Below are 24,683 nucleotides of genomic sequence, written 5' to 3'. Positions count from 1 at the left end.
AATTGAGTTCATCCGTTGATCGTTTTGGTTAATCGCTTTGAGTAATCGCTCGGAACCAGTGATGCTGGCCTGTTTCTGAGCCAATATTAACAATGGTTTACACAATCTCCAGATGGAGCTCCGCTTAGCATGAATCTTGACCCAAGGACGATAGTCTTTTTCATCACTTTTGGTAGCTTGTTGATTGGTATCGCTTTGTTCGCAGCATCACGCGCTTCATTAGGACAAGTAAACGGATTATCGCGCTGGGCAAAAGCAACCTTGTTGCAAGCGTTTGCTTGGGCAATATTGGGCATATTCCGAGGTGTGATCCCAGATGTTGTGTCTATTGTGGTCGGTCAGGCACTGTTGCTGTCTTCTTATGTTTGGTACCTTTTCATACTGGTAGAGTTCAACGGACAAACAATTAAGCCTTGGTTCTATTTGAGTTTGCCTTTGATTGAGGCCTGTTTCACAACTTACTACACGGTTTTTCAATTAGATTTTTCTGCGCGCAATGTGTGGATTTCCTTATTGGTGTCTATTGTCATCTTAAAGAGCGCGCAATTATTATTCAGCAGTGTGTATAAGCATTTATTTAGCGTCCGTTTTTTAGCGACTATCTATTCTTGCTGTGGTTGCTTTTTGCTGTTTCGTAGTTTCTATTATGCGGTACTGGATACCAATCCGGCGACCGCACCTTTTGGCGCGAACCCCATAAATGACTTCGCCTATTTGGTCTTCTATGTATTCGCTGTTTTCCTTAGTTTTGGTTTTGTTTTGATTTGTATTGATCGTTTTTCGTTACAGCAAAAGCAAACGGAAGCACAATTGAACAACGCGATTGCTTTGTTTGCTCGTTTGTCTGAACAAGTACCTGGCGCTATCTATCAGTTTCAATTGGCTCCCGATGGCAATGCTTGCTTTCCTTATGCCAGTGAAGGGATAAAGCAGATTTATGAAGTCACTCCAGAACAAGTGATGCAAAATGCTTCACTAGTTTTCTCCCGCTTGCACCCAGATGATCAAGCTAAGGTGGAAGAGTCAATACAAAAATCCGCAACGAGTCTGGAACCCTGGCGCTGTCAGTATCGAGTAATTTTGCCGGAGCAAGGGCTTCGCTGGCGGCAAGGTCAAGCCCAGCCAGAAAAATTAAGTGATGGCAGCATACTATGGCACGGCTTTATTACCGACATCACCGAGCAGGCGTTAGCGGCAGAAAAGAATAAGCAATTGGAGGATGAAATACTGAGGAACTACCAGGCATTGCAGGTCAACGAAATGCGACTGCGACGTCTGATGAATTCTAGTTTGATAGGCATGATGGAGTGCGATAAAACGGGTCGCGTGATAGACGCGAATGATGTGTTATTGCAGATGCTGGATTTAGGGCGCGATGCTTTGGGCGCCACGCCTATGAAGGGCAATGGTGTGAACTGGTTTTCGCTCAGTACGCAAATTGAAAGTAGCAAGCAACGTTTTGCGGTTGCGAGTCTGGCGCAGAGCGAGACAGTAGCGCCATTCGAAACGGAAATCATTGCAGGTGACGCCAAACCGATACCGGTCATGCTAGGTGTTTCGCGCTTGGAACAAAGTGAAGATGAATGGGTAGGCTTTATACTTGATTTACGTGAGCAAAAACGAGTGGACCATTTGAAATCCGAGTTTATTTCTATCGTCAGTCACGAGCTACGCACCCCCTTGACATCTATTCGCGGTTCTATGGTATTGTTGGAAGCGGGTGTGGCGGGCGAGTTGCCAGACAAAGCATTGCATCTGGTGAAAATTGCTAATCGGAATAGTCAACGTTTGAGTATACTGGTCAACGATATCCTTGACCTCGAGAAATTGGCAAAAGGGCAGATGACTATGTCCTTTCAATCGCTGGATCTATGCCAGTTGGCACAACAAGCAATAGATGCAAATACTGCCTACGCACAAATGCATCAAGTCAGATTTGAACTGCACACCGATTTGAAAATTGCTATGGTGTGGGGAGATGTTGATCGATTGATGCAGATAATGGCGAATCTATTGTCGAATGCCGCAAAATTCTCGCCAGTAGGTGGGCTGGTAACGATCCGTATTTTGCCTGATCATGATTGTTATCAATTGCAAGTGGAAGATCATGGTGCTGGCATACCCGCTGCATTTCATTCGCGAATATTTGGAAAGTTCGCGCAGGCTAGTCATGCAGCGGTGCGTCAGAAAGAAGGGGCAGGTCTCGGGCTGCATATTTCTAAAGTCTTGATTGAGAAAATGCAGGGGCAAATTGGTTTTGTGTCGGAAGAAGGCGTACGTACGATGTTCTGGATCCGTTTGGCAAAACATTCCGTGTAGGTAAGGGTGAAAGCGATGCCAGAAGTATTAAGTTAGGCTAGTTTCCTTTCTGCGCCGAGGCTATTTTTTGTTTTTACTTGGTAAATAATGATTTCTAACCAGGCAATTTTGATCTTTGCGGGCGCCTCTCTTTTGATGGCAATCACGCCAGGTCCCAATATGATCTATTTGATTTCACGCTCGATTTGTCAGGGCACGCGCGCAGGCTTTATTTCATGGTTGGGCGTGGTGTGCGGCTTTGCGGTACATGTGTGTTCCGCTGCGATAGGATTAACAGCCTTGTTTATGGCGATTCCTTTGGGCTATGAAATTCTGAGATATTTCGGCGCACTGTATTTGTTGTGGCTGGCATGGCAGGCGGTGCGACCCGGCGCACGTTCACCACTAGATCCGCAAAGTATGCCCAATGAAACACCAAAGAAATTATTCATGATGGGCTTTTTAACTAACGCATTAAATCCTAAAGTCGCCGTGTTTTATATGTCGGTGTTACCGCAATTCATACAACCAGATGGCGGCTCTGTTTTGTTTCAGAGCTTTTTGTTGGGCGGCATACAAACTTTTATTGCGGGCAGTATGAATCTCATCATTATGTTTTCTGCGAGTAGCATGGCTGCGTGGTTTGCCGTCAATAAGCAATGGCTAGCAATACAGCGATATTTCATGGGCCTTGTGTTGGCCGCGCTTGCGCTACATTTGTTACGCCAACATCGGTCTTTGTAATGATCAATGTATAGTTAATAGATAAATTTAATTTAAAATATTTTCTTCCATCTTTTTTGAAATGAAAAAGGACGCATGATGCGACGAGCTCTTAAGCTTTGGCAAAGAATCTTATTACTGCAATTGTTGTTCTTAGTCGGCTGCGCGACGCAATTGGCGCCCGCTTACGATAAAAATGTGGTGGATAGTCTGAACAGCTGTAGTATCGACGCGATGACTTTATTCGCGGTTATGTCGTCGGGTACTAAAGCGCAGGATTTTGCCACACGTGCTGATCGCTATTCAAATTTGATTGGCAGATTAGATGCCTTGGCGCTCGCTGCGGGCGCGCGACCAATGCCGAAAAATAAGGTGACAGATAGTATTAATCGTTTTTTGGAAAAACGGGGTACGACTGTTTTGAGTGATGATGATGCGACACCGCCCAGCGCCCAAGCCATTAGACAGATTTCGGTGACACTAAGTAAGATGCGTGATACGGATCAGAAACAAGGTATTACGGCGTATGAGGTAATTGCGTTTAAAGGGCAAGCAAGTATTTATTTTGATCAGGCGATCACCTACGAGAATTTTTTACAGCGTTGATCTGTGTTCTAAAAATAGACTGGTATTTTTTGAGGGAGCAAGAAGATGGCATTCGATGTGAATCAACTGATGCAGGATATGAAAGCTGCTGCGACGGGTGTCTTGAATGCGGATGTCACTACTTTTCGTGGTTTCTCTGAGCGCCAGATAGAAGCCATTGCGAAGCAATCGGAGTTTGTGGCGGTTGGCATTAGCACTGGACAGATCACGCCCGACACCAAAGAATTTTTTCTAAATAGTATTGAAGACATGACCCTAAGTTTCGCCAAAACCTTACGTGGTCTGGTGTTGGTGACGATAGAAAAACTTTGGAATGCCGTGGTAGGTGTCATCTGGAAGGCGATTTCCAGCGCGACTGGCTTGGTATTGCCGGTGCCGGTTCCACCTACGGATAGTTAGTTTCTAAAAAAAGAAATAAAAAATTAGCGCTAATTGAGCGCTGATTTTTTTTACTTTCTCGGTGCACCTCAGAAACTTAAACCTTCTTCAGGTAACAGGCTTTCAGCATAAAGTTACCAGCATCCATTTTGCAATCTACTTCATGATCGCCACCGACTAATCGTATGCTCTTAACCTTGGTACCTTGTTTTAAGGTCGTGGATGAGCCTTTTACTTTTAAGTCTTTGATCAAGACCACTGCATCGCCATCCGCCAGCACGTTGCCGTTGGAGTCTTTCACAATGCGTTCATCGTTTTCTTCGGCAGCAGCTTGTATAGGCCATTCATGTCCGCAATCAGCACACATGTAATTTTCACCATCGGGGTAAGTGTTTTCTAAGCCGCAAACAGGGCAGGCAGGTACATTCGACATACATTCTTTCAGATAAAAGCAAGTAAAGTGGGCAAGTATAACCGACCGGTATTGAACTCTTGTTTGATCTGGCTCGTGTTTTGAGCGAATTTTTTATAATTGGATTTTTTTGAATTATTTTGCACTTGTGTCACTAAAAGGAACGGAGCCGAGGCTCCGTTCCTGGGTGTAGCTACAACATGCCAATTTTTTTTAATTAACCGTCGCTTTCACTGTCAAAGCTGAGTATGCGGCATAAGAATACACGCCTAGGTAGTAACGACCTGCTGCTGGCGCATTGACGGTGCAACTTTCTATCGATGTTGCGCCGTCTGATTTGCACTTATAGACCGTCGTCGTGGGTTTGCTGGTCAATTGCGTGAATAAATCAGCATCGCCATTTGCACCATTGATGGAGAATACGACACTGGTTTTTCCAGTGGGTACATCGATTGCGTAGTATTTCCAGGTGCCCGTGGCACTACTTTGACCTGCAAGTGCCACGCCGCTGGTCAAGATAACGTCAGGTGGTGGCGTTGAGCCGGTCAGACTACCTTGCATGGCGTAGTAGCCTAAAGATGAGTAATTGGAGAAACCATTTTGCGGCGTGCCCTCGGCACCGCCTGCGATCACCAGACGATAATCACCTGCACTCAAGTTTAGCGCAATAAATTCTGCGGAACGGTTGACTGGTTTATTGCTGCTAGCGACCAAAGTACCTGCTGCGGTATAAATTTTGGCGTCAACGTCCAGCATCCCAAAATACTCAATCGGATCTATTTTTAAGTCCAGCTTGCCAGTACCTGTCACGGTAAAAGTAAAGCTGTCGGTATCGCCAGTTCTTTCGATTTGGCCAAAATTGTTGGTCGGACTAATTGCTCCATTACTGCCCAAGTTTAGTGCTTTGCCGGATGGGTTATCGTCCACGACATAGGGCACAGATTCATTGACGTTCATAATCCGTAAATCGTCTTCGAAATTTGTGGCAGTGCTGTATTCACCTTTACTCCAAGTCCAGCGGCTAGCTGCCCAGTTGGCACCCATCCAATAATTGCCCATGATAGGACCCCATTGGTAGGCTGCGATACCTTCAAAATATTCCCCCCCTGTACCGCCGTGATCATGGTTCATTCCCATTTGATGACCGACTTCATGGGCGGCCGTCATCCCGATGCCGTAGCCATAATCAAAACCACTGGAAGGGTTTCTGTATAAAGTGCCCGCAGAAGTTGTGCCGAAAGAACTCAAGGGTGCGTTGGAGCGCCCATCTTGATTGACGAAGTTAATCACACCCGTACGTAAAATATTCGCAGATTTGGCTGCGTTGTAGACCGCAGGATTGGTGGTGATATTGATGTTATACATGGAGTATTGATCCGCCACGATTTGCCATGCGCGGTACATATTCTCTTTAGTCACACCGTTCAAAGGCGTCGAGCCGCTCATGACTGCGGAGTGATTCAGGTAAAACACCCATGGGCTGCCGGGTTTGCTTTCTAGTTTAGTCACGTCCTCGTTATTATAGGGGCCGATATGTGGCGCCTGACGTAAAGCCATAGCGCTATACACAGGATGAATAGCGCCAGCCAGATTATTGACAGTTGTTGCTTTTAGCCACTGATCATCCAGATCGGGAATGATTTTGCTGATAGGGACTTCGACTACGCTGACTACACCTTTGGCATCGGTGCTGTATTCATAAGCTTTTTTGGTGTCATGTCTGACCAAATATCCTTTGATGCTTTGTGTATTTCCCTTAAGTATGAAACTTGAATTTGCAATGCCACGAGCTCTCCCAGACACAGACAGCTGACCATCTTTAAAGTGATAATCCGTGATGTCGGTGTCTAGTTCTTGACTAGTATCTTTAGCGCTAACCGTGGAACGCAGAAAGCTAGCATTCGGGTTGGCATGTTGTGCTGCCAGACCATTGATCACCGCGTTGACGCTACCTAATTCTTGTTTCGCTTTGACCAGTAAATTATCGGCTGCCAGCGCACTGCCGCCGCTAAAAAGAGCCGCCGCCAACAGCGCTGAATGCAGGCTTGAGCTGATGCGGGTGGGTGTCATAGTTATCTTTTTCATATTATCTCCCTGTTGTGTTTTGGGCCGTAGCCCCGTTTCGAATTGACGCTTCATAATAAAAAAAATGCTGCTTCAAATATTGGATTTGCATTACAAACAGCGGTGTGAAGATGAAGCGAAAGCAGAGTTAAACAGAAAAAACTGAGATTCAGTATGCCTGAGATATATTTAAAAATGCCTAATATGTATATACATATAGAAAGACTTTTGGATAAATTTAATGTGGCGGCTTAAAGAAGAAAGAATCGCCGTTGAGAATTGCTTTTCGGCGATGATTCAATGTTTTTACATCAATTATGTGCATTTAGTTTTTACTAAAAATTAATTATTGTTTTTATATGTATTTTGTTGCTTTTTTTTTGAATCTATTATGGTTGGCATAGGTACTTGGTATCCAAGCATGCTTCTATTCAGACAAAGTCGTTGGAATGGAATGATGTTTTAGTGGCTTTGGCACAGGCCTGCAATCAACGTTTTTTCAGAGGTCACATTAGCTAAAGAGAGTCAGGTTTGGCCAATGAAATTGTGCCGTTGGGGACGTGGAATCAAGCCGAGTCAGTTTGTAGAGGCGAATTTGAATTTCATCGCGCTGGTTCGGTGAAAGGAGGGCGGCAAGAAAAACTGGAAGCTGGCGTGAAATGGCGTTTTTAGTTTAAACCCCATTAGTTGGGCCGAATTCAAAGGTACAGTTGGTGAAGCTTAAATTTAGTTAAGCAGGCTAGGAGCTACCTTTATTGATTCGCTATTTAGATCGCTAATTTCGATCCCTCATTTCAAATTGTTAGTGGCGGCTATTTTGGCTAAGGACGCGTTGATTTTATTCATCACAATAGCAGGTACATCTTTACTGCAAATGATGTAGCGGTCTAAGCCAGGTGGCATATCTTGCATGTCTAGCTGAGTCAGCTAATTCAAATTGCTTTCTGTCGCCTGCAAATGATGCCAATCTTCACGGTCGATTAACATGAATGAGGCGCGATCAGCGTTGATCATACGCGCCATAATGGCGGGCGCGGCAGTGCTACGTATGACGCGATTTTTACTTTGTTTGAATAGATCATCAATCGTCTCTCCATAAGAGACGCCATCAACGATGGCCTAACTTAGTTGTGGATCTTGCAGCAAATTTATCAGGGTTTTGTGCGGCTGCACTTTACTTAATGCTTTCGCTCCGACAATAAGAGTATGAGGCGGGTCTTTGTGAAAACTTTGACTAAACTGAACTATGGCCTCACGTCCCGAAATTTTGTACCAACCAAAAGAACAGTAGCTGGTGGTGCCGTTAGAAAAATTATGCCAAATTCTTTTGGCTGGCGCCTCTACAAAGCGCGCATTAAGCTTGGCATCGGCAAACACTTGTTTAGCAAGATCGAGTAGTGCACCTTTTTCTTTGCCGTTTTCTATATATTGCTGAGGTGGTTTTTGGCGCCAAGCTACCGTTATGGTTTCTGCGTGAAGTCGCAATGTGGGTAGCGAAGTGAGGCAAATCAAGATAAGCAATGATCTATTTAGGGATAACATATAAATCCTAACACAGAGTGATCGGACAGCCTTCCATATTGTACTAGCGAAAGAAAAGCGCGCGCACTTTTCTTTCCTCTACTGCTTACCAGATTAGCTTACCTGATTGAGGCTTAAGTCAGATCACGTGCAGGCAACAAGCGACCTTCAACTTCACCAAATCCGATACGGGGGGCACCATCTTTTTGCGCCCAACCGCGCATGATGATACTGTCACCATCTTCGATAAAAATACGTTGTTCGCCGTTGCTCAAGATGATCGCTTTCTTCCCACCTTCTGTCAGCTCTAATAAGGAGCCCGCTTCTTCTGCTAAAGGACCAGACTGTGTACCTGAACCTAAGAAATCGCCTGCGCGCAAATTACAGCCGTTGACGGTGTGGTGCGTAACCATTTGCGATACCGTCCAATACGAATGGCTGAAATTCGACAGCGACAGGCGTTGAGCTGGTGTGCCGTCTTGGCGCATTTTTTCTGTCTGTACCAAGACTTCCAGTTGTATGTCAAACGCACCAGTGCTGCGCAGATCGGCATTATCCAGATACGGCAAGGGTTGCGGGTCGGCCGCATCGCGTGCCCAGCCTTTGCGATACGGTGCTAAGGCTTCTAATGTGACAACCCACGGTGAAATCGTTGAGGCAAAATTCTTTGCGAGGAAAGGTCCCAAAGGTTGGTATTCCCATGCTTGTAAATCACGTGCCGACCAATCATTTAGCAAGCACATACCGAACACATGTTCTTCTGCCTGGCTGATGTCAATCGCGTCACCTAAAGCATTGCCTTGACCGATGAAAACACCGACTTCGCATTCATAATCCATGCGCTTGGCTGCAGCGAAGATAGGTGTTGTTGCTGTCGGTGGCATAGTTTGCCCGATAGGGCGGTGGAACTGTTGGCCCGATACACCAATTGAAGAAGAACGACCGTGGTAGCCAATCGGCACCCATTTGTAGTTAGGTAATAATGGATTATCTGGACGGAACAATTTACCGACAGCAGTGGCGTGATGCACTGAGGTGTAAAAATCGGTGTAGTCACCAATTTGTGCAGGCAATGCATACTCAGCATCTGTTTGCGCCACCAAGGTTGCGTGTAAGCCAGCCTGAGCCGAGGCACCTTCGCGTAAGGCATGCGATAAGACAGCGCGCACCGCTGAGGAAACGCCATTGCCTAAATCCATCAGGGCATTTAAGGAGTTCGCTGATAGAGCATGCGCCAAACGTGCATCCATGATCGTGGAAAATACACCCGCCTGTTGTGCTAAAGTCAGATCCAGAATCTGGTCACCGATGGCGACACCAATGCGAAAGTGTTCGTTACTATCTGTGCGGCGAAACACGCCAAAGGGCAAATTCTGAATCGGAAAATCCGTGTTGCCATCATTGGCGGATGCGACCCAGCTACGTAATGCTGGATTGTGGGTATCGTTAAGTTGTACTGACATAGTGACTTTCTTAGCAAGATAAAATACTCAACCGCAGAGGCTCAGAATGTGCAGAGCTTTACCTATAGCTTACTCTGGATTTTCTGTGACGCTGCGGCTAAATTGTCATAAAAAATATTTTACTTTTGTGACGGATCAAAATTCTTTTTTATCCCTTGCCAGCATTGGAAATAATCTGCCTGTAGTAACGGCGATTCCATAGCGGCGCGAGTTGGTTTCAGAATGGTATTGGTTTCTATCATGAACGCCATCGTATTATCGACTTTTTGCGGCGTACTGGTGTCGATATTACTTGCCTTTTCAAAGGTCGGCGCGTCAGGTCCGTGTCCGGTCATACAATTGTGCAAGCTGGCACCACCCGGACGGAACCCACCTGATTTGGCATCGTATTGACCATGAATTAAACCCATAAATTCGCTGGCAATATTGCGATGAAACCAAGGTGGGCGGAAGGTGTTTTCCGCTGCTAACCAACGCGGCGGGAAAATCACGAAATCGATAGTATCAACACCCGGCGTATTGCTCGGTGATTGTAAGACCAAAAATATCGAGGGATCAGGATGGTCGTAACTGATAGAGCCTATCGTATTGAAATGACGCAGATCATATTTGTACGGCGCCATATTGCCATGCCAGGCGACGACATCGAGGGGAGAGTGGCCGATTTTCGCACTCCACAAATTGCCGCTAAACTTTGCGACTAATTCAAAGTCACCTTCGCGGTCTTCGTACCAAGCGGTAGGCGTCAAGAAATCACGTGGGTTTGCCAAGCCATTGGAACCGATCACACCTAAGTCGGGTAGCTTTAACATCACACCGAAATTTTCACATACATAGCCGCGTGCTTCGCCATCCGGCAGTGTGACCTGAAAGCGCACGCCACGTGGAATCACAGCGATTTCTTGCGGCTCGATATCAATTAAGCCGAGTTCCGTCTTAATGTGCAAACGACCTTGTTGCGGAATGATCAGTAATTCCGCGTCGGCGTTGTAAAAGAATCTGTCCGTCATGTCGCGGTTTGCCGCGTACAGATGGATGGCACAACCGGTTTGTGCATCGGCAGAGCCATTGCCCGCCATAGTCAACCAGCCTTGAATAAAATCGCTAGTCGTGGTTGGCATCGGCTGTGGATCCCAACGCAATTGGTTGGGTGTACTTGGAACCTGGGCGAAATCATTCGTCAATTTACCACTATCGATTTGTACGAAGGGCTGATGCATGGCCGCTGGGCGGATACGATAAGTCCAGGAGCGGCGATTAGCGTGGCGTGGCGCAGTGAATGCGGTACCCGAAATCTGTTCGGCATACAGGCCATAGGCGCATTTCTGAGGTGAATTTTGATTCAGCGGTAATGCGCCTGGTAGCGCTTCGGTAGCATATTCATTGGCGAAACCGCTCATATAATTAGTAGTCATGATCTTATCCAAAGTAAAGAAAACACGAGAATGCGCTAATGTAGTGCAATCTCTTCATTTTTACGATATAAATACTAAAATGTAGATCATTCACGAAATCAATTATGGGCGGTTGTTAGGAGCGACTATGATAGAAGCCAAAGACGTAGACTTAAACCTGCTCGTGGTTTTTCAAGAAGTGTTTCAAGAGCGACAGATCTCCAGTGTGGCGCGCAAGCTTAATTTGTCGCAACCAGCGGTGAGTAATGCCTTGGCGCGTTTGCGCAAAACCTTTAATGACGAGTTATTTGTGCGCACCTCGCAGGGCATGCAACCGACGCCATTCGCTCAGCAATTGGCCGATCCAGTTGCCGCAGCGCTTGCCAATATTACGAAAGCACTTAATCAGCAGGATGTCTTTAATCTATCAAACAGTCAGCGGCATTTCACGATAGCGATGACGGATGTTGGCGAAATGCATTTCATGCCGATACTGATCAAGCAATGTCGTATTCACGCACCGCAAATACAAATCTCGACCATACGTGCCAATAGCGTCGACTTAATGGCAGAAATGGAAACCGGCAGAATAGATCTGGCGATCGGTGCCTTTGAAGCTATGTCTGGCGCACTGTATCATCGACGACTGTTTCAGCAAGACTATGTGTGCCTGTATAGGCAACGGCATCCGATTTTGAAAGAAGATATCTCAGCAAAAGAATTCTTAAGTGCCGAACATTTGATCGTATCGACCAAAGAAAGTCCTTACGACAAAATTAATCAAAGCCTAGAAAAAGTTGGTATATCAGCCAGCGCCAATTTTACAGTGCCACATTTCGCTTCAGTACCCTATATCGTCAGCACCACTGATCTGGTGGCGACGGTGCCACAAAAACTAGCAGCCAGTGCCGCTGCGGCTTTCGACTTGGCGTACACGAAACCGCCGATCAAATTGCCAAGGCTACAAACGAATATATTTTGGCACCGACGTTTTGCACAGGACGATGGCAACCTCTGGTTACGCAAGCTTTTGGTCGAGCTTTTTTCAGATTGAGTTTTAGCTTAAGTTTCCGCATAAGCACTAATCTCTATTTGTCCACCTGCCTACCCGTATACTCAACTCAGGATTTTGTCGTTCTTTCTATAGGTTCCTCAAGGCTCTCAAACCAATTTTTGAAATCTAGTTTTAAGTCGGGCTGATTTCCGATTTCGAGGGCGACCTCAGCTTGTCTGTTTGCTTTCTTCTTGGGGGGAACGAGGGCGACGTTAGCTACCTCTAACTTTAAACTCAAAACAGTATATGAAAAAAAGCGTGACTGTTGCCAGCCACGCGAGGAGGGGAACCAAAAAAAGGAGTAATTAAGTGAGATTCACTCAGCGAGGAAGCTGAAAAATTATGCAGCCTGTAATTGATCAACAGGTGCGACAGAGCGTAAGGCTTCGCCATCAATCAAAATGCGGCGTGGCTTGTGCGCTTCCGGAATTTCGCGCTGCAACTCAATACTCAATAGACCATTGTCTAAACGTGCACCGATCACTTTGACATGATCCGCTAGCCGGAAATTATGTTCAAAATCGCGTGTCGCAATACCACGGTGTAAATAGGTGCCCTGAGTCTCAGGTTTGGCTTTGCGACCAACTACTTTCAATACATCACGCTCGGTTTCAATTTCAATCTCACTGCGGTCAAATCCAGCGACCGCCATGCTAATGCGGTATTGGTCTTCGGTGACCAATTCAATATTGTAGGGCGGGTAACTCGGTGTCGCTTCTGCGCGTTGCGCTTCATTAAATAAATGAGCTAAACGATCAAAACCAATGGCAGAACGATAGAGTGGAGAAAAGTCAAAATTACGCATGATATATATCCTTATAAAGTGAAGCGATATGTGGTTTAAGAAAATTCACAGACCTCACTTGAGCATCTGCTGATACCGATATGCAGATGGTAAAAGTGCTTTTCAAGAGAAAATAATTTAAATTTTTTAGGGGCTTGAAAGGTGTAGATACGTCCCCATTTCGGCGCGCTTCTCTTCCGTTTAGGTCTATCTAATAGTTCTAATCAAAGCGAAGAGAAGCGAAGTGTTAAATAGTTTTTTAACGTTTGTAGTTCTCGCTAATTGAGTGTGTATGTTGAATGTGTTTAAGTAACTCACCTTAAATCATATTTATCTTTTTGTTCAAATTGTGTTGGTACCGCATCTCAATTTGCGTTGCTAGCTTCCCAAAAAAATTTAGAAAATATTTGAAATTCGTGTCAACAGATAAAAGTTCGACCCCGTTATTGGAGTACGCAGCAAGCACTGCGAATCAGCAAGAAAAAATGTAGCACCGGATTAGTACTCACTCTTAAGTAGCTTAACTTTGCAGTTCAATATACAGGGAAATTATCATGAAAAAAATCGCTTTGACATTCGTTGCAACAGCAATCTCTTTTGGCGCAGCTTTGGCACACGCTAATCAAACACCAACAGCGCCAGCAAAACCAGCTGTAACTCCAGCAACGAGCGTAGCGCCAGCACCAGCGGCAGCGTCCGCCGCATCAAGTGCAGCGTCCACACATAAAGCTGCGGCGAAAGCTGAAGCAACAAAAGCGGCAAGTGCAGTAGCATCACCAGCGACCCCAGCAGCCGCGACAGTTGCTTCTTCCGCAGCGAGTGTTCCCGCTGCAGCAAAAGTTGCTGCTAGTGCCGATGTAAAAGCAATGACAGCGCCAGCAAAACATGCTGAAAAAGCGGTAAAAAAACACACTGAAAAAGCGGTAGAAAAAACTGTGGAAAAGGCAGCTGCATCAACACCTGCAGCACCAGCAAAGTAATCTAGTTACTTGCAAGATGAAACGGCGCGTTATGCGCCGTTTTTTTTTCGTTCTATTTTCGCTCGCGGGTAAGCGTTTTGCATTCTGAACCCATAAAATGACATTTCATCGCGTTTGTCACACAAAATACAAAAAGATAGGCAAACTAGTTACATTGCAGTTTTGTTGTGAATAAATTGTCCGATCAATTACTAACCCATTCGTCTTTGGAGCTCATCATGCGCAAAATTTGGATTTCATGTTTCACCCTAGGCCTCGCTCTCGCGAGTACCTTAGCCAGTGCCGCTGAACAAGTACGTAAGGTGACACCATTTAGTACGATACGTACCCAAGGGGCGCTATCGGTAGAAGTTGTGGTGGGTAGTGCACATTCAATTACGATTAAAGGTGATGACAAATACATGGAAAAAATTATCACCGATATTTCTGGCGATGAGCTTTTAATCAGCTACAAAGAAAAAAAGAATATTCGTATCTCCGATGATTTAAAAGTGATAGTGACTATGCCAGCATTAACGAAATTTAAAATGGAAGGTGCAGGCTTAACGACTGTGAGTAAGATTGCAGGTGAGCGGTTTGAGTTGAACTATGAAGGCGTTGGTTTGTTGAAAATGAGCGGTAAAGTGCGTGACTTTAAATTGCGCGCGCAAGGTGTGGGCTTTGTTGACGCCAAAGCTTTAGTCGCAGAAAACGTTGATGCGACGGTGGAAGGCATAGGTTCGGTGGAAGTGACCGCAACAGAAAAACTAAAAGCCAATGTTCAAGGTATTGGTTCTTTAAATTATTTTGGGAATCCAAAATCGATTAGTAAAACTGTCGATGGTATTGGTGGCGTTAGTGCTGGCAAGTAAGTATTTTTGTTGCGAATAAAAAAATGCCGACCTATATGAGTTGAAATAAGGTCGGCATTTTTTATAGAGTATCGGTGATCATCGCGGTATCTTGTTTGCTCTGATCCCGTCTCGCGCAGCCACTGTATTAACTCAATACACCATCAGCAGCGACATAGTCATAACCCAAATCACGTGCTACAGCTTCATAGGTCACTTTGCCTTCGCATACATTCAAACCATTGCGCAAATGAACATCGTCACGCAATGCTTGTTTCCATCCCTTAGTCGCCAATGCCACTGCATGGCCAACCGTTGCATTATTTAAGGCGAAAGTTGAAGTACGCGCCACTGCACCCGGCATGTTTGCTACGCAATAGTGAATTACGCCATCAACGACATAAGTCGGTTCGGCATGCGTGGTGGCATGAGAAGTCTCAAAACAACCGCCTTGGTCAATCGCGACGTCAACTACAACGGCACCTTTTTTCATGCGAGAGATCAGATCACGGCTAACCAATTTTGGTGCAGCCGCGCCTGGTACCAAGACGCCACCGATGACTAAATCGGCCGAGAGTACCGCTTCCTCGATCGCTTGTGCATTGGAATACAGCGTGGAAATGCGATTGCCATACACCAGATCTAGTTGGCGTAAACGATCCACATTCTTGTCTAAAACCGTGACACGTGCGCCAGTACCAACCGCCATTTGTAAGGCATTGGTACCTACCACACCAGCACCGATAATCACGATGTGCCCCGGCGCGACGCCCGGTACGCCGCCTAGTAACAAACCCATGCCGCCTTTGGATTTTTCCAGATGGGCTGCGCCCGCTTGGATAGCCATACGACCCGCAACTTCACTCATCGGTGCCAATAAGGGCAAGCCGCCATTTGCACCCGTGATGGTTTCGTAAGCGATACAAATCGCGCCGGATTTCACCAGGGCAGCAGTTTGTTCAGGATCGGGAGCGAGGTGCAGGTAGGTGTATAAAATTTGACCAGGACGCAACATCGCGCATTCAACTGGTTGTGGTTCTTTGACTTTAACAATCATCTCCGCACGTTCAAAGATTTCCTTGGCGGTTTCGACTATTTCTGCGCCTACAGCCTTGTATTGCTCATCGCTTAAACCGATCTCGGTACCTGCATTTTTCTGCACCAGTACTTGATGTCCGCGTAAAGTTAATTCACGCACAGAGGAGGGAGTCATACCCACGCGGTATTCGTGGTTTTTAATCTCTTTAGGTACGCCTACGATCATGATGTCTCTTTCTTAGTTTGGAAATTTTTTGGAGAGTAAATTCAAAAAATAAAGGCGTCGGGAAGACTATTCCCGACGCCACTTTTTTTGTTGTTATATTTGACTAGATGGGTAATCAGTCGGGTTTTATTATGACACTGAGAGAATCAGAGATTTCATTCACACGAATGAAATGTTGATTTTACTGACGCACGGCAATTGTGCACTTGCACAATGTACGGATTTCATTACAAAATCATGGTTTGAGTACGGAAAACTGTACGAACCTCGACTGCAGTTCTATCTGTTGCGGTAAATCGGTACGTGAGCCTATTTGTTGAAGTTGGTGAATTTAGTCTAACTTGGATGCGAGACTTCAGGTCATCGACGCTTTCCAACTTTGACCGTAGATCAATTGCAGATAATCATTGTGTGAGTAAAATGATTCAGCAATTTGCGCGACGGCGTTTCTGGCTTGCGCCGAGTTGATACTCTGTATTGTCTGCGAATTTCGGTGAACAGATTTGGGAAATCGTCCCATACCCGCAAATAGGCAGTGCCACGATGGTCGCAAATACATAAGTGCATTGCCGTGCCGGCTCAATTCGGCTTCGAAGTCACCACCTTGATCCCAAACTTCTAGGAGGGAAGTTAGGCGATCTGAGAGGTGGCAATGGTTGCGGTTGGCGCGCCAATATTCACTGTCGTTGCGCGTGTTCAGATGGTAGTGTGCGACCACATAATCGCGCACGCCTTCGAACATCTGATTGACGCCTTGATTGTATTGGTTCTGTAGGTGGCGGCCAAATTGCGCTTGTTCTATCGTGCTCACGAAATTGACGACTGACATTTGAATCAACATCAGAGCGGTGGCCTCCAATGGTTCAATGAAACCTTGTGCCAATCCTATTGCTAAACAGTTGTTGCGCCAGTGACGTTCGACGCGACCAACACGCATTTTTAAACGTCGTGCCTCGGAATGTTCTGCCGCAGTGCCGAGATGCTGACGTAACTCGGTCTCGGCTTGTTCATCGCTGATAAAGTCGGAAGCGTATACATAGCCATTACCAACCCGACTGCTTAAGGGAATTTTCCACGCCCAGCCATTCGATAGTGCACTCGATGTCGTCTCGGAAGCAATCGGCAGTCGACTATCTAATGTCGTGGGAATAGCGATCGCACGGTCGTTAAATAGATTGTCTTTGTAGCTGATAAAAGGTTCGCCCAGAGCCTGATTGATCAGCAAGCCTCGGAACCCACTACAGTCGATAAAGAAATCAGCGTGCAGCGCTGTACCGCTATGCAGGTGCAGGTGCGAGATGTCGCCGTTCTCATGCAGTTTGACGTCGGCAATGGTATCAATTTGATGATGTACGCCTAGTGATTGCGCGTGTGATTTTAGAAATTGTCCGAGTAACCCAGCGTCGAAGTGGTAGGCGTAATCGGTAGCTGGGGCATCTGCCTGTTCAGCGTATTGATAGTTTCTTGTTCGTTGAGGTGGCAAATAGACCGGCGCTTTGCATTGTCGGGCTAGTTCGGCGGCAAGAAAAAAATCCTGTGGATTGGCATCGACATCATGACCTCGCCGACGCAGACAGGCATTGCTAAAAAATTCGTTACCGAGTGCCAGATCGGCCTGATTAAAAAACGGATGTACATAGTCTGTGTAGCCAACCACACTCGACCAGCCAGGGAAACGTATGCCACATTTATACGTGGCATTACAAGCTGGCATCCATACCTGCTCAGGTATTTGTAATAGTTGGAGAAAATGTCGCAAAAAAGGCGTCGAACCCTCGCCAACACCAATGGTGCCGATGTCGGCTGATTCGATCAGACTGATTTTTGTTCCGTGTTTAGCCCACCGCTGCGCCAACAAATTGGCAGTCATCCAGCCAGCTGTGCCACCACCAACGATGACGATGTGTTGCAATCTTGATGAGCTCATGGGAACTGAAATTGTAAAGTGGGGTTGGTGTGCCCTTAATCACGGTGACCTTTCTTCTGTTGCAGAGAGCTTCATCTTAAGCAGTTCTCAGTTTTAATCTATTTTGGAAACTGTTATGACCAAGCCTTTTCAAGCCGCTGGATCAACCAAGCATGTTGTGATCGCGATGTTTTTCATCAGCCTTTTATTCTTTATTTTAGGATTCGTCAATTGGCTTAATGGATCATTAATTCCATTCTTAAAGATTGTTTGCGATCTCAATGATTTTCAGGCGCTGTGGGTGACTTTTGCGTTTTATATTGCGTACACCGTGATGGCATTGCCGTCTGCAGCCATCCTTAGTCGTATAGACTATAAAAACGGGATGACGCTTAGTCTTGGTGTAATGGCTGTCGGTTTGATCTTGTTTATGTCGCTCATTCATTTTTCGAAACTCCCTGAGCTGGATGTAGAAGACAGTGAAGACGACACCGCGGTGCAGCGCTTTGGGGTATTGCAATTTCCACAGTTGGTATTGGGTGCGATTGCCTTATTCGCGTACGTCGGTGTGGAGGTGATAGCAGGAGATACCATAGGTTTGTATGGTCACCATTTGGGCGTGAATAATTTTGCTGTTTTAACCTCCTACACCATGAGCTTTATGGCGCTCGGCTATTTGTTTGGTGCGACTTGTATCCCGCGCTTGGTATCGCAAAAAGCTACCTTGCTATTGTCGGCGCTGAGTGGCATTGGGTTTACGATCGGCGTAATTTTTAGCTCAGCAACTGATACTACGATGTCACAGTATCTGATTGCCTGGGCAGGCGTACCAGAGGTGCCAAATACGGTGATGTTCCTGGCCTTGCTAGGTCTGGCCAATGCATTGGTCTGGCCTTCAATTTGGCCATTAGCTTTAGAAGGATTGGGCAAGTATACCGCGAGTGGTTCAGCGCTCTTAATTATGGGAATCGCGGGCGGTGCTTTACTGCCAATGATCTACGGTCATTTTTCCGATACGGGCAATGCCCAAGGTGCCTATTGGATCATGTTGCCATGCTATGTGTTTATTCTTCTGTATGCAGTCAAGGGGCATGCTATTCGTAGTTGGAGAGGTGGTTCTGCATCGGCTCAGGAGGTGTCAAAACAAGCAGAAGTATTGCTATAATCGGTGCTAAAAGTGCATAAAATAAAATCGCAGCAATGCTGCTCCCGTGCATAATGTGCGGGTGCAGATCTACGGTGAAGCTTTTTTAAGAATAGAACACAAAAATTGATGGCATGAGTTTGCATTGTTTGTCGTCGTAAGTATTGATGGCAAAGAACGTTTAATAATTTACTTAGATCATGCCCATTACCCCATTCCATTTCGGCCCGGGCGCTGCAGTTCAAGCGCTGTTTCCCCAGAGAGTAAGTTTCATTGCATTTGCATTGAGTAATGTTCTATTGGATTTTGAGCCAGCTTATTACATGCTGAATGGACAGTTTCCATTGCATCGTTTTTTTCATAGCTTTTTCGGGTCTACTTTTATTATCCCTGTTGTCGTCCTCATTTTTGCAGTGATGCGAAAGCTTCAACAGCGTGTGGCATGGTTTCCGGATCTTTACAATTGGTCGGGATTGTCAATAACGCAGGTCTCTCTTGGCGCGACCATTGGCGTGTATTCACATATTGTGCTCGATGGCATTATGCATAGTGATATTCAACCCTTTGCTCCTTTTGGTTCGATGAATCCGTTTTTGCATTTACTGCCACTCAACATCTTGCATTGGCTTTGTATCGTGGCGGCGTTACTAGCATTTTGCGTTACGATGTATCGTTCTCGCCAACCAGTTCATTCATCGAACGAAGATGATGATGCGAAATAAAATTATCAGTGCTGGAATTTTTTTCATCGGCATGTTATTTATACTCGTTGCAATATCGATTTTGTTAGCCGACCATTCTTATTTGTCGGCACTCAAGCGTCACGCTTGGATTGCTACGATGTTGAAAGCATTCTATGGGCAATTCGGGGTTTTTATGGAAGCATGGCTCATGTTGTGTGTTGGCTCGGTCGTTGCGTATTTGGGTATTCGTGGTATAAAAGTAAGGCCTGAAGATACTTCGGCTTCTCTGAAGCAGGGTTTTATTTTGTCAAGATTGCGTAATCGGAGATCGCGAAGAAATTGATTAACAAAATCCACTGACCGATTGACGCTCAATCACCGCGAAAAAGTATTGCCATTGTCTGATTTTGTTTATTCTTTCATTTGAAAGTTACTCGATGCATGCTATTCGATGTCAATGTGGAACTGTCCGTGCTCAAATCAACGGCAAGGGCATTCATAATCACATTGTTTGCTACTGTCGCGATTGTCGTGCATTTGCGCACTTTTTAGGAACGGGTGAGGGAACACTCGATGCACAAGGCGGCACCGAGGTCATACAAGTGAGCCAGGCGCGCTTGCAGTTTTCACAGGGAGTCGAACAGCTTGCCGCAATTCGTTTGACTGATAAGGGCATGGTTCGCTGGTACACGACCTGCTGTAAAACCCCATTAGGTAACATCATGTCGGATCCCAAAATGGCATTTATCGGCTTAATTCATACCGCCTTAGACAGAGACAACATCGATAAAGACTTCGGGCCTATCACAGCGCGTTTTGAAACCGCAGCGGCGCTAGGTGTAGCTAAACCTGCACAACACGGCATCTTTCCGGTGATATGCCGCTTTATAGGCATGAGCTTGGCGGCGCGTCTGAGTGGCAGCTATAAGCAATCTCCCTTGTTTGATGTTAAGGCGCAGTTGATTGTACAAGCGCGAGTTCTTGACGCAGCTACTGTTGCCGCTCTTAAAGCTGAGTAAGTCATAAGTCTGCCTTGTCGGTTCATGCTGTCGGCAAATAGATTTGATGCCAGCAGCATTCGCATTGATAGCCTCAGTTATCTTAAATTTGATTCACTTCTAGCCTGCATAGGAAACTGTGGGTTGGATTGCGGTTTCTATGTGGATGAAACTGCTTTTTCGGACGAGCAGGTACCCTTAAGCTGGAAGTCTCATGTTTATAGGATATTTTATGTTTGCTACGTCTCGCACTCACTTTCGAACTTCAACCGTGAAAGATGCTGTTTACCTGTTCCGGCTTGGATTCGCCTTCGTTCTACTCAGCTTCATATGTCTTTCTATACCTTCGACTGTGTACGCACAACAAGCGCGTGCAAACGATCCACTTGAGCAAGAAGTAGCGCAAGCAGTTCACGCCTTATACAAAGCGCTTAGCAATAAAGATGCGAAAACCTTCGCGACTTATTTGCCCGCAGAGGGATTCACAGAGTTCAATCCTGATTGGCGAGGCGTGCGGCGGCTCAATATGTCGATTTTCGAAGGCGTATTTAGTTCGGGCGCGATGATCGACTTAGGTGCGAGTGATCTACAAGTGCAGATCGCAGGTGAGACCGCCATTGTCATTGGCTATCGCGTGGGAACGATTGCCGCGCCAAGTTCTGTGCCAGTACAGAGTCGTCTTGCTCTGAGTATGGTGTGGCGTAAAGTATCAGGTAATTGGAAACTACAGCATGTGCATTTGTCTCCTGAGATTTAGAGCGTCGCGACATTTATTTCGGCATCCACCAATTTGAATGTCAAAAAAAAGCCTAATCTGCTGTCCGAATGAGCAAGCGGCAAATGGCTAGATATGTGCTTATATAAATGCCAAGCTCAGTGTGTGAGATTTGACCTGTCGTGAAATTCTTTTACACGTCTTAGAACATGGATTGACGACGCTTGCTTGGTTTTTCTTCGTAGTAGTAACAGAGCGATTTTTCTTTATTGATATTTTTTAGTGCACTCTCATTTCAAATCCATGATTAAGTATCTCTTAAAATTAGTACTCTTTCTGTGCTGTCAGATCGTGTTTGGTGTCTATGCTCAAACCAACGAGGAGGCGCTATTTGGAAACGCGAAATCAAGGTCGCTGATTCAAGAGGGAAACGTCTTGTGGTCACAATCAAAAATAAATGAAGCTTTGGAAAAATTTAACTTAGCTAGCAAGGCTGATCCAAAAGCTTCAGGACCATGGTCGCATACAGCAGCACTTTATTTGTTTGCGTCGACCAAAACTGATCCACAATATGTTGAAGAATACCGCGATAGAGCGCGAGCCGCAGCCACTCAGGCGCTTGAGCTATTTGTGGGCGACCCATTGGCGCAAGAAACATTGCGCTCATTGGTTGCACCCGCCGTGCCGCGACGTTCTTCTGCAAGTCGGGAGGCGATGGATTTTTTCAATGAGGCCGAGCGACTTTTTCAAAAGGCTGATTTTGTAGCAGCGATCAACAAATATGAAAATGCCTTTTCCTTGGATCCGTCATTTGCTGATGCGATCTTGTACGCGGGTGATTGCTATTTTCAATTAGCTAAATTTGATGAGGCAGAGATTCGTTACCGAAAGGCTATCGACATTAATCCACGCAATTTTCAGGCCTGGCGTTTTTTGGCGCATGCGCAGACAAAAATGGGACGTCCCATTGAAATGGTGAAATTGTCTTTGATGAAATCGATAGAAATTCAGCCTAACTACTTACCAGCATGGGATCAATATTCAGCATTGGCTCAAATGAGCGGTGGTCCATTGCAGATTTTGAATGCGAAGCGCCCTGTTCGTTTGAAAGTCACAAACAAAGACGGAGCACAACATTACACGATTGAGATTGATCCTAAGATCGATGCTAAAGGTGGCGATGTGGATAGCGCCGTTTGGTTGCAATATGGGATAAGCAAAGTCAATTTGCTTGCAGCTGGTGAATCTGGGAATGTAAATGTCAAGCATATGAGCAAGGCAATCAACCCATTTGACGCAGAGCGTCTTAGCTGGAAGAGTGTATTCCCAGAGGAACACAAAAACGCAACATTGCGAGATCCTTTATTGCAACAGCTACGTCAATTTGTGAAGGATGAGCAGATTGAGGCCGCAATCTTTGTATTCTTCTTTGATGAAGCGTATCGAACCGAATTCGAGAGCTGGAAAAAATTACATCCATTAGGCATACAACAATTCATCGATAAATACGCGCTACGTCCTAGTCCTTTACCTCAATAATAGCCAAGGCTTGCGTACTCAATTCAAACTCTAAATTGGGGTAGCTTTATTCAGGCCTATCCAACTTAGTCGACAATAAAATCGTCGAAAACGTGTCCACCACACCCTTAATCAAACGTATCTTGTCGATTACGGCATCAAGCTCGTGTGTTGATTCGGTTGATAACATGGCACACAAATCATAGCGGCCACTGACGGTATAGAGCTTAATGATTTCATGGCGCTTGGTGAGTGCGCGCATGATTTCAGGTTCATGTTGCGATTCGATGGAGATTAAGACCATCGCCCGAATGCTGGGACGGCTGCGGCTCACGGAAATATCGACTGTGTAGCCGCTGATGATGCCGCGATCTTCTAATGACTTTAAACGCAGCTGTGCTGTGCTGCGGGCGCAGCCTAAGGCTTTTGCCATCGAAACTATCGGCAGGCGCGCGTTAACTTTAAGTAGGTCAATGATTTGCTGGTCTAGTGGATCTAATTGTTGTGACATCGCTATTTTTCGCTGGATTTCAGGCACTTTGTTTGATTGTCATACATTATGACTGATTTTTGACTTGTGTTTAAGTCATTTTGTGCGTTTGTGGCGGCACAACTCCTCTTTACACTATCTCCCTGTCGCCCACATGGGTATCTATCACATTCTGCTGGCATTCCTTATATAAAGAGAGAGACATCATGGACCAAAAAGTCGAGTTTAATCCTATCAAGAAATTACTGACACGCGCGGAATTAGACGCTTATGATCCAGAGTCTGAATCTTGGCAAAAGCAGTTCACACGTCGTTATTCTCACCATTCTGAATTGATGGGTGTTTTGAATAATGTGGAAGATGTGGATAACACCGTCTACAAAAAGTTCGCAGTGGCAATTACGCCATATATGGCGAAATTGATGGATAAAGATGATCCAAATTGCCCTATCCGTTTGCAATACATGCCTTCACATCACGAACAAACCATTCCTGGTTTCGCGACCTCTTTGGATCAATTAGGTGAAGAAGGCGACACCATTCCTGGTACTAGCGTGGTGCATCGCTATCCACGTCGCGTGTTGTTTTTGGTCTCGAATACTTGTGCGACATTGTGCCGTTTCTGCACACGTAAGCGTATGGTTTCTCAGCCTGATGGTTCTGTCGCCAAAGACGAAATCGAAGCATCCATCGATTACATCGCGAGCAATCCAGAGATCGAAGACGTGCTCTTGTCTGGTGGTGATCCGCTGACATTTACCGATGAGCGTTTGGATTACATCCTCGGCGAATTGCGCCGTCGTGCACCGCACGTTCGCTTCTTGCGTATGGGTTCACGTATGGTCGTGCAATTGCCAACACGTGTGACACCAGAGTTGTGCGCAGTCTTGGAAAAACATCGCGTACAGATGATCAATATCCATATCGGTCATCCAAAAGAAATCACACCGTTGCTGCGTCAACGCGTCAAGATGATACAAAAAGCCGGCATCATGATGGGCTTGCAAACGGTCTGTTTGAAAGGCGTTAATGATGATGTGATGGTCATGCGTGATTTGTTCATGCAGACGATTGAAATGGGTGTACGTCCTTACTACGTTTATTCCACAGATATGGTTGAAGGTGCAGCGCACTTTATCGTGCCACATCACCGCATGATTGAATTGTATGAAGGTTTGCGTGGTTGGATCAGTGGTCCAGCGGTACCAACCTTCGTGGTTGACGGCTTGGGTGGCTTGGGTAAATTGCCTATCATCCCAACTTATGTACGTGAAGAAGAGTTGCCAGACGGTAGCGGTACGACAGTCAAGTGCCGTAACTACAAAGGCATGACGATCGACATGCCAGGCTTGGGTCATGACTTCAGCTTGCCTACGCGTAGCAACTAAGAATCTGGCATTTGAAGCCCTTCTCCCGTGAGCGGGAGAAGGGTTGGGATGAGGGATTTGCAGGAATGAA

Annotated in this window: 22 protein-coding genes; 13 read left to right on the top strand and 9 right to left on the bottom strand. The window is 45.8% G+C overall.

Annotated features, from left to right (window positions below; genetic code table 11):
• Positions 1-129: 129 nt before the first annotated feature.
• From ACO0KZ_RS17795 to ACO0KZ_RS17780, 4 genes are all read left to right on the top strand, one after another.
• Positions 130-2,319 carry an ATP-binding protein gene (locus ACO0KZ_RS17795; protein WP_422997677.1) on the top strand — a complete coding sequence of 730 codons (2,190 nt, stop codon included), beginning with the start codon at positions 130-132 and terminating at the stop codon, positions 2,317-2,319.
• Positions 2,320-2,406: 87 nt separating this feature from the next.
• Complete coding sequence (locus tag ACO0KZ_RS17790) at positions 2,407-3,042, top strand: LysE family translocator (protein WP_422997675.1); 636 nt, start codon at positions 2,407-2,409, stop codon at positions 3,040-3,042.
• A gap of 75 nt (positions 3,043-3,117) precedes the next feature.
• A complete protein-coding gene (locus tag ACO0KZ_RS17785) occupies positions 3,118-3,627 on the top strand; it encodes a hypothetical protein (protein ID WP_422997673.1) in 510 nt (169 codons plus the stop codon).
• A 45-nt stretch (positions 3,628-3,672) separates the two neighbouring features.
• On the top strand, positions 3,673-4,026 hold the full coding sequence (locus ACO0KZ_RS17780) for a hypothetical protein (RefSeq protein ID WP_422997671.1): 354 nt from the start codon (positions 3,673-3,675) through the stop codon (positions 4,024-4,026).
• Between the two features lie 76 nt (positions 4,027-4,102).
• Here the strand turns inward: ACO0KZ_RS17780 and ACO0KZ_RS17775 are convergent, their stop codons facing one another.
• The 5 genes from ACO0KZ_RS17775 to hmgA form a co-directional block, all read right to left on the bottom strand.
• Positions 4,103-4,438, bottom strand: a complete 336-nt coding sequence (locus tag ACO0KZ_RS17775; RefSeq protein WP_422997669.1) for a zinc ribbon domain-containing protein YjdM — start codon at positions 4,436-4,438, stop codon at positions 4,103-4,105.
• Positions 4,439-4,630: 192 nt separating this feature from the next.
• Complete coding sequence (locus ACO0KZ_RS17770) at positions 4,631-6,502, bottom strand: pre-peptidase C-terminal domain-containing protein (RefSeq protein ID WP_422997667.1); 1,872 nt, start codon at positions 6,500-6,502, stop codon at positions 4,631-4,633.
• 1,098 nt (positions 6,503-7,600) lie between these two features.
• Positions 7,601-8,023: a transporter substrate-binding domain-containing protein gene (locus ACO0KZ_RS17765; protein WP_422997665.1), complete on the bottom strand. Its 423-nt coding sequence runs from the start codon at positions 8,021-8,023 to the stop codon at positions 7,601-7,603.
• 113 nt (positions 8,024-8,136) lie between these two features.
• Positions 8,137-9,465: a fumarylacetoacetase gene (gene fahA / locus ACO0KZ_RS17760; protein ID WP_422997663.1), complete on the bottom strand. Its 1,329-nt coding sequence runs from the start codon at positions 9,463-9,465 to the stop codon at positions 8,137-8,139.
• Between the two features lie 119 nt (positions 9,466-9,584).
• Complete coding sequence (gene hmgA, locus ACO0KZ_RS17755; protein ID WP_422997661.1) at positions 9,585-10,880, bottom strand: homogentisate 1,2-dioxygenase; 1,296 nt, start codon at positions 10,878-10,880, stop codon at positions 9,585-9,587.
• 127 nt (positions 10,881-11,007) lie between these two features.
• On the opposite strand from hmgA, the gene ACO0KZ_RS17750 reads away from it, so the two are divergent.
• Positions 11,008-11,913, top strand: coding sequence for a LysR family transcriptional regulator (locus ACO0KZ_RS17750; RefSeq protein ID WP_422997659.1), 906 nt, complete (start codon positions 11,008-11,010; stop codon positions 11,911-11,913).
• 340 nt (positions 11,914-12,253) lie between these two features.
• Here the strand turns inward: ACO0KZ_RS17750 and ACO0KZ_RS17745 are convergent, their stop codons facing one another.
• Positions 12,254-12,718, bottom strand: a complete 465-nt coding sequence (locus tag ACO0KZ_RS17745; protein WP_422997657.1) for an Hsp20 family protein — start codon at positions 12,716-12,718, stop codon at positions 12,254-12,256.
• 533 nt (positions 12,719-13,251) lie between these two features.
• Between ACO0KZ_RS17745 and ACO0KZ_RS17740 the strand changes: the two genes are divergently transcribed.
• Together ACO0KZ_RS17740 and ACO0KZ_RS17735 are read left to right on the top strand one after the other, a co-directional pair.
• Positions 13,252-13,677, top strand: a complete 426-nt coding sequence (locus ACO0KZ_RS17740; protein WP_422997655.1) for a hypothetical protein — start codon at positions 13,252-13,254, stop codon at positions 13,675-13,677.
• A gap of 218 nt (positions 13,678-13,895) precedes the next feature.
• A complete protein-coding gene (locus ACO0KZ_RS17735; protein ID WP_422997653.1) occupies positions 13,896-14,528 on the top strand; it encodes a head GIN domain-containing protein in 633 nt (210 codons plus the stop codon).
• A gap of 127 nt (positions 14,529-14,655) precedes the next feature.
• Here the strand turns inward: ACO0KZ_RS17735 and ald are convergent, their stop codons facing one another.
• A complete protein-coding gene (gene ald / locus ACO0KZ_RS17730) occupies positions 14,656-15,771 on the bottom strand; it encodes an alanine dehydrogenase (protein ID WP_422997651.1) in 1,116 nt (371 codons plus the stop codon).
• Between the two features lie 355 nt (positions 15,772-16,126).
• Positions 16,127-17,698 carry a tryptophan halogenase family protein gene (locus tag ACO0KZ_RS17725; protein WP_422997649.1) on the bottom strand — a complete coding sequence of 524 codons (1,572 nt, stop codon included), beginning with the start codon at positions 17,696-17,698 and terminating at the stop codon, positions 16,127-16,129.
• 115 nt (positions 17,699-17,813) lie between these two features.
• Here ACO0KZ_RS17725 and ACO0KZ_RS17720 point away from each other — a divergent pair, with 115 nt between their 5' ends.
• From ACO0KZ_RS17720 to ACO0KZ_RS17700, 5 genes are all read left to right on the top strand, one after another.
• Positions 17,814-18,842: a hypothetical protein gene (locus ACO0KZ_RS17720; RefSeq protein ID WP_422997647.1), complete on the top strand. Its 1,029-nt coding sequence runs from the start codon at positions 17,814-17,816 to the stop codon at positions 18,840-18,842.
• A 179-nt stretch (positions 18,843-19,021) separates the two neighbouring features.
• A complete protein-coding gene (locus tag ACO0KZ_RS17715; RefSeq protein WP_422997645.1) occupies positions 19,022-19,543 on the top strand; it encodes a metal-dependent hydrolase in 522 nt (173 codons plus the stop codon).
• 398 nt (positions 19,544-19,941) lie between these two features.
• Positions 19,942-20,523 (top strand): DUF6151 family protein, encoded by a 582-nt coding sequence (locus tag ACO0KZ_RS17710; RefSeq protein ID WP_422997643.1) that lies wholly within the window; start codon positions 19,942-19,944, stop codon positions 20,521-20,523.
• A 211-nt stretch (positions 20,524-20,734) separates the two neighbouring features.
• Positions 20,735-21,259 carry a YybH family protein gene (locus tag ACO0KZ_RS17705; RefSeq protein ID WP_422997641.1) on the top strand — a complete coding sequence of 175 codons (525 nt, stop codon included), beginning with the start codon at positions 20,735-20,737 and terminating at the stop codon, positions 21,257-21,259.
• 393 nt (positions 21,260-21,652) lie between these two features.
• Positions 21,653-22,756 (top strand): tetratricopeptide repeat protein, encoded by a 1,104-nt coding sequence (locus ACO0KZ_RS17700; protein ID WP_422997639.1) that lies wholly within the window; start codon positions 21,653-21,655, stop codon positions 22,754-22,756.
• A gap of 46 nt (positions 22,757-22,802) precedes the next feature.
• Here the strand turns inward: ACO0KZ_RS17700 and ACO0KZ_RS17695 are convergent, their stop codons facing one another.
• A complete protein-coding gene (locus ACO0KZ_RS17695) occupies positions 22,803-23,246 on the bottom strand; it encodes an Lrp/AsnC family transcriptional regulator (RefSeq protein ID WP_422997637.1) in 444 nt (147 codons plus the stop codon).
• Between the two features lie 185 nt (positions 23,247-23,431).
• Here ACO0KZ_RS17695 and ACO0KZ_RS17690 point away from each other — a divergent pair, with 185 nt between their 5' ends.
• Positions 23,432-24,613, top strand: coding sequence for a KamA family radical SAM protein (locus tag ACO0KZ_RS17690; protein ID WP_315484284.1), 1,182 nt, complete (start codon positions 23,432-23,434; stop codon positions 24,611-24,613).
• Positions 24,614-24,683 lie beyond the last annotated feature (70 nt).

It is taken from the genome of Undibacterium sp. Di24W (assembly GCF_049340325.1).
In the GTDB taxonomy this organism is placed as follows: Bacteria; Pseudomonadota; Gammaproteobacteria; order Burkholderiales; family Burkholderiaceae_D; genus Undibacterium.
This window is presented reverse-complemented; position numbering and strand designations above follow the sequence as displayed.